General features: G+C 65.1%; 7 protein-coding genes. 2 read left to right on the forward strand and 5 right to left on the reverse strand.

The window, feature by feature from the left end:
• On the reverse strand, positions 1-489 hold a 489-nt coding region (locus EN879_RS18245; RefSeq protein WP_245493836.1), incomplete at its 3' end, for a thiamine pyrophosphate-dependent enzyme.
• Between the two features lie 103 nt (positions 490-592).
• Between EN879_RS18245 and EN879_RS18250 the strand changes: the two genes are divergently transcribed.
• Entirely contained in the window at positions 593-1,339 is a 747-nt protein-coding gene (locus tag EN879_RS18250) for an SDR family oxidoreductase (RefSeq protein ID WP_063168737.1), read from the forward strand.
• Between the two features lie 40 nt (positions 1,340-1,379).
• Here EN879_RS18250 and EN879_RS18255 read toward each other — a convergent pair whose 3' ends face one another.
• Genes EN879_RS18255 through EN879_RS18270 form a run of 4 tightly spaced genes read right to left on the reverse strand, consistent with a single transcriptional unit; the run spans position 1,380 to position 5,252 of the window.
• Positions 1,380-3,119, reverse strand: a complete 1,740-nt coding sequence (locus EN879_RS18255) for a cobalamin-dependent protein (protein ID WP_063168736.1) — start codon at positions 3,117-3,119, stop codon at positions 1,380-1,382.
• Positions 3,116-3,928: an alpha/beta hydrolase gene (locus tag EN879_RS18260; protein WP_063168735.1), complete on the reverse strand. Its 813-nt coding sequence runs from the start codon at positions 3,926-3,928 to the stop codon at positions 3,116-3,118. Before EN879_RS18260 ends, EN879_RS18255 begins: the two co-directional genes overlap by 4 nt.
• Positions 3,928-4,704, reverse strand: a complete 777-nt coding sequence (locus EN879_RS18265; protein WP_063168734.1) for an aspartate dehydrogenase — start codon at positions 4,702-4,704, stop codon at positions 3,928-3,930. Before EN879_RS18265 ends, EN879_RS18260 begins: the two co-directional genes overlap by 1 nt.
• An 11-nt stretch (positions 4,705-4,715) precedes the next feature.
• Positions 4,716-5,252, reverse strand: a complete 537-nt coding sequence (locus EN879_RS18270) for a cupin domain-containing protein (RefSeq protein WP_063168733.1) — start codon at positions 5,250-5,252, stop codon at positions 4,716-4,718.
• A gap of 150 nt (positions 5,253-5,402) precedes the next feature.
• Here EN879_RS18270 and EN879_RS18275 point away from each other — a divergent pair.
• The coding region (locus EN879_RS18275; protein WP_206520963.1) for an FAD-dependent oxidoreductase at positions 5,403-6,235 on the forward strand (833 nt) is incomplete at its 3' end.

Raw genomic sequence — 6,235 nt, forward strand, 5'->3', positions numbered from 1 at the left:
CCCCGCCATGTTCATGGCTTCGTGGCAGATGCCGGTTTGCGCGGCGCCGTCGCCAAAGACGCACATGGCGACATTGCCGGTGCCGAGGATCTGCATCGACAGCGCCATGCCGGTGGCGGCTGGAATGCCCGCGCCGACAATGGCATTGCCGCCGATCACGCCCTTTTCGGCATCGGCCACCAGCATGTGGCCGGCGCGCCCGCCGCAGGCACCGGTGGCCCGCCCGAAGATCTCGGCCACCACCGGGTGCACGGCCATGCCCTTGCCGATATAGACCGCGTGGCCACGATGGGTGGTGGCGACCTTGTCGCCGGCCTCCAGCACGGCGGTCGCGGCGACGCCGACGGCTTCCTGGCCATCGCAGCGATGGATCGGACCGCGCGTGCGTCCTTCCTTGTGAAGCGCCCCAAGGCCCTCTTCGAGATGCCGCACCAGCAGCATCCGGCGATAGATTTCCAGATGTTGTTCGACGGAAGGAGTGTTTTTCACCGATATCCCCGAGTTCGTGCCGAAATTAAATACAAAAGTGTCGACACTTTGCAAGCGCTTCTGCAAGATAGGGCAAAACAAGTTTGTGAAAAGGGGATCGATCATGCGTTTGGAGGGCAAGGCGGCCATCGTCACCGGAGCCGGCGCCGGTATCGGCGCGGCCGTCACGGAACTGTTTGCGAAGGAGGGCGCGCGCGTTCTGGTCGTCGATCGCGACGGCGCGCGGGCCGGCGAGGTGGCCGGCAGGACCGGAGCGCTGGCCTGGGAGGCGGACGTCTCGGACGAAGTCTCCGTGGCGACGATGGTGCGCCGCGCGCAAGAGGCCTTCGGCCGGGTGGACATTCTGGTCAACAATGCCGGTTACGGCATACGCGGTTCGGTTGTCACCACCGCGGCGGCGGATTGGGACGCGCTCATGGCCGTGAACCTCAAGGGCGTCTTTCTCTGCTCCAAATATGTCATTCCCGTCATGGCCGCGGGCGGCGGCGGGGTGATCGTGAACACCGCTTCCAACGTGGCCCATGTCGGACTTGCCGATCGGGCGGCCTATGTCGCCTCCAAGGGCGGCGTCGCGGCGCTGACGCGTGCCATGGCGCTTGACCATGTTGCGGACAAGATCCGCGTCAACGCCGTGGCACCGGGTGTGACCTGGTCGAGCTATTTCGAAACCATGCTGGAAACCCATCCCGATCCTCAGGGGTTTGTCGCGGCATTGAACGCGCGCTCACCGATGAATCGCGTCGCGCAGCCGGTTGAAATCGCAAATGCAATCCTGTGGCTCGCCAGTGACGAATCCTCTTTCGCCACCGGCTCGATCCTGACGGTCGACGGCGGCATGACCGCCTGGTAAGGCACGCCCCTGTCGTTGCGTAAGACGAAGCCTGCCCGTTTCAGGCAACGGGCCGGATGGAACGCAGGGCACGCAGCATCTCGTCGAGGTCGGCGCAGGGCAGGCAGCCTAGGTCTGCTATATCCTTGGTCACGTCGACCGGCAGGCCCGAATTGGACTCCTTGGGCACTTCGTTCAATCGTCCGCCGATGAGCACCGGCAAGGCAAGTCCGCGTGCCGCCATCGCTGCTTTCACCGCCTGTGCATAACGCAGCGCCACGCCATTGTAAGTGCTGACGGCGATCGCATCGGCCCCGGTTTCGGCGGCGCGGGCGACGAGTGTTTCCGGGTCGACGGCCACACCGGCATCGGCGATGACGATGCCCAGGCCTTCAAGCGCCTGTTCGACGAGATATTTTCCGTGCTCATGCACGTCGGTCGTGCCGATGCAGACGGTCAGGGGTCTAGGGCTTTCCAGCGGCTTTTGCGTCGCGACCCAGGCGACGGCCTTGTGGTTGAGCTCGCGCGCCCATTCGGCATGGATCAGCGGCGTGCGTCCGCGGATGCCGTCCGCGCCCGGGCCGAACAGCGCCTCCATGCGCTTCGGCCCCATGCGGCGGATGGCGAACATCAGCGCGGCCGGGTCTTCGGTATCCACCCCGCGCTCGGCCAGCCCTTTCATGACGGCACCGGCAAAGCGACGCCCGCCTTCGACCAGCACATCGGCCATCGCCTCCACCCTGGCCCAGTCGAAGACGGGGTCGTAGAAGGGGGCGTGCAGCGTGAGCCGGTGCGCGAAGGTTTGTGCGTCGATGATCTCGTCGACATCGGGAATGCGCTGGTTCTCGGTTACCGGTACCGGATTGATCGCATGGCCGGAGGGCCATCGCCCGACAGCCAGTATGTCGGCCAGGAGATAACTCGCCAGGGTTGCGTAATTGCCTGCCGGGGTCGACTGGTAGGAAACGGTGTTGCCGAAGATCATGGTGCCCGGCGTATCGCTGACCCGCACCAGCGCGGCATGGAAGGCAGCGCGCGACAGTGGATCGCTGAAGTGGTGGCCGTAGCAATGGCCGAGCCGCGCGCCGATCAGATCCTCGACGATGTGCTTTTCGACCAGCACCATGCCGAGCGCGCAGGCCATGTCGATGAACAGCCCGGCGAAGCCGTCGTCGAGATTGGAATGGACAAGGATTTCGGCATCCTGCGCGGCAATCAGGCCGAGGGCGGTGACGGTCGCTTCGGTGGTCGCGACATCATCGTCCCAGTAGGGCAGCCGGAAGGTGAAATACTGCCCCAGATTGCCGATGGCCGTTGCACCGGCGGCGATGGCGGCGCGGGTGTTTTCCACCGCGCCCGGCAGGCCGAGCATGAAGTCGCCGAAATGCGCGGCAGCGGGCGCGGCGTTGGTGATGCGGGCGAAATCCTCGGGGCCGGTGAGCACGATGCCGGTGCCGCGCGCGGCCTTTGCACGCATGGCTTGGGGATAACCCATCGACCAGTCGAGGGTGATGCCGAAACGGTCGACCGTTACCCCTGCCTTGCGGCATTGCTCATGCACCTCGCCGATCGCGGCCACGGTGCGGTCGACGCTTCTGAAGCCGATATGGGCGTGCTGCATGACTCGCTTTTCGGCCGCTGCCTTGCGCTTCCATGCGGCTTCGGACGGCATCCCAGTCTCGGTCAGGAAGCGGCAGCTGCCGAGGCGCCAGTCGCGCGCCATGACGCGTCCTTCGGCGAGGAGCTCGGCGCCAGGCTTGAGGCGCGGGTCGAGGAGGGCGGGGCTGAGGTCAGCGATCATGATGCTTTGCGATCAAGGTGAGCTTCGACAATGAAACGGCGAATGATGGCGGCAAGACCTTCGGGGTCGGCGAGGGGGTGAAAATGCGCACCGGGAACTGAAACAAACCGGGCATCCGGTATTGCCGCAGCGATCGCCTCCGAAAGGGCTGGCGGTGTCAGGATATCGCCGGTGGCCGCAATCACTTGAACCGGGGTGTCGATGCGCGGCAGATCGGCAAGGCGATCATGGTCGAGCAGCATGCGCACGCGCGCAGCACTGACTGTCAGCGGCGCCAGGGTGTCAGGGGCGGCGGCGACGGCTGCGTCGAGTTCCCCGGCATGCGTTTCGAGGTAGGACGGTTCGTGGCAGAGCACATGGCCGAGGCGCTGATAGGTCTCGGCCAAGCCGGCCTCCAGCAGTTCGGCGCGAGCGCTGAAGAGCGTGCGGAAACGGCTGTCGGCTCGCGCCCAGGAACTGCTGATCGTATAGCTCAGGCCAAGTTCCGAATGATCGAGCGCCAGCACCTGCGCGATGGCGCCACCAGTGGAATGCCCGACAATATGGGCGGGACCGCCCGTCTGCGCCAGCAGGCCGGCAATGTCGCTGGCGATCAGGGGAATGGAATAGGGGCTTTCGGGGCGATCGCTGCGACCGGCGCCGCGATGGTCGGTGACGATGACGCGATGGTCGGCCTCGAGCAGGCGTACCACACCAGTCCAGAACCTTCCATCACCGCCGAGCCCGGAGATGAGGATGAGGCGTGGGCCGGCGCTGCCTGATGTCTCGTAGTGGATGCGGCAGCCATCGGCGGCGGTGAAGAAGGGCATCAGCTGAGGCCCTCCCTGTCGAGCAACTCGCCAAGCGCCGCGACGAGACTGAGCGCCGTGAGCATCGAGGTTTTCGGATTGTTGGGCGAGGGTGCGTTGACGAGGCGGAAGGAGGCGGTGCCGGCGGTGCTCTCGACCTCGATTTCATGCATGTTGCCGGCAGCTTTCGGATCGGCAACCACGCGCACTGTGACTTTGTCGATACCTGCAGCGAGCGCCACGGCGAAGGCGGCGTTGAGGTTTTTCGGATAGAGCTTTGCCGCTTGCGCCGGCGTGCCTTCGAAGAGGGATACCGCGTCGTGCTCGGCCGACAGGCCAAGAGTGGCAAGCTCGACTTCCCAAGCTGTCGGCGGCTTGCGCGAGGTGTAGCGCACCCGCGCCTCAGGAAGTGCGGCTATCGCCCTGAGATAGTCGAGACCGCCCAACGCGCCTGACGGCAGGACCAAGCGCGCGCCGCTATTGCGCGAAGCATCGGTCAGCCTCGCGGCAAGGATCGGATCGGCGAATGCACCGATCGAAGCGATGATGGTCGGGATGCCGGCTTCGAGAAGCGCGGGCACATAAGCGGCCACCGCCTCCTGGCTTGCCGCCTCCACCACCGCCCGGGGGCGCGGACCGATCAGCGCGTCAAGCTGCGTGACAGTGCTGACATTCGCCGGCAAGTCGCGGCGGGTACCTTCGCGCATCAGCGCCACCCAGCAAACCGAGTCCACTGGGAAAGCTGAGACGATCTCGCGCGCGATCGTGCCGAAGCCGATGAGGCCGAGCGTCACCATCCGAGGCTTCTTCAGGGATTCTGCCTCAGGGGATCGAACTTGTCGGCGAGGTCTGCCCCGAACACCGTCTTGCGCTCGATTTCCAGAACGTTTTCGGGGCGCGGGAAATTGGACGGCACACGGTCACCTGGCTTGCGCGGCTTGCCGATCAGGCGAAAGAAATCCTCGAGCCCGTTCGGCACGATCAACCAGATCCAGCGCAGGCGCGTGTCGCCGTCGTTGATGAACATGTGTCGGACATTCTTCGGCAGGAACACCACGCTGTCCGGTTCCAGCGGATATTCCTTGCCGTCGATGACGGCGCGGCCATGGCCTTCGATGACATAGACCGTCTCTTCGTTGCGGTCATGCGTGTGTTCGCGCACATAGCCGCCGGGCGCTACCGACTGCGTGCCCAGCGCGAAGGGGTGCTCCATGCCGACGATGTGCGGCGCGAGCGCCACGTCGATATGGCCGTTTGCGGGAACCGGCTGCCAGTAGCTTTCGCGCGTTTCGGTTCCGGAAACATGGATGCCAGAGGGCGCGGGTGGAAGGTTGGTGTCGTCCATGGCTCTGCCTGTCGAATGGAGCTGCGAAGGTCGTTCGGGCGCGTTGCTGACTTGGAGAGGGTACAGCGCAAAAAGTGTCGACACAATAGTAGACAGATTAAATTTCGTGCCTCTATATAGTGCTGTGTCGATGATGGCAGGGGAATGCCGATGGGCGAGTACGATGTTCTGGTGATCGGTTCGGGATCGGCGGCCTGCTCGGCAGCGCTGCGGGCCGCCAAGGGTGGCCTCAGGGTGCTCGTCATCGAAAAGAGCGAATGGTTGGGCGGCACCTCGGCCATGTCCGGTGCCGGGGTCTGGATACCCGCCAACCATGTCGCGGCCGAAGCCGGCATCGCCGACAGCCGCGAGGATGCGCTCGCCTATCTGCGTGCGGTCGCGCCCGAAGGATGGGAGCAGAAGGAAGATGCGCTCTGGGGCGCTTTCGCCAAGGCCGCGCCGGACATGCTGCACTTTCTGTCCGTCAACACGCCGCTCGATTTTCGCTTGATCAACGAGCCCGATCCCTTTGCCGAAGCGCCGGGCGGGAAACTCTATGGCCGCATGCTCTCGCCGAGGCCGCTCAGCCGCCGTCTCCTCGGCAAGTTTGCGCGGAGTCTGCGCCGCTCCACCTTGCCGCACAGCTTTACCTACCAGGAGATCGTCGACCTCGATCTCTATCACCATCCCATCCGCGCCGGGTTCAAGGTCTGGCCGAAGCTTCTATGGCGATGGCTGACGAATTCCGGCGGCCAGGGCACGGCACTGATGACCGGGCTGATCAAGGGCTGCCTCGATGCCGGCGTCACCTTTCAGCCGGGAACGCGCGCCGTCACCCTGCTTCAGGATCCGGACTCACGCATCGCCGGCGCGGAGGTGGAGAGCAAGGGCCGGCGCACGAAGATCGTCGCGCGCCGCGGCGTCGTCATCGCAACCGGCGGCTTCGAATGGGACGCCGAGATGCGCGCACGCCACTTCCCCGGCGCCTTCGACCGGATCGGCAG

The sequence above is a fragment of the Mesorhizobium sp. M7A.F.Ca.AU.002.02.1.1 genome, from assembly GCF_003998535.1.
GTDB classification, from domain to species: Bacteria; Pseudomonadota; Alphaproteobacteria; order Rhizobiales; family Rhizobiaceae; genus Mesorhizobium; species Mesorhizobium ciceri.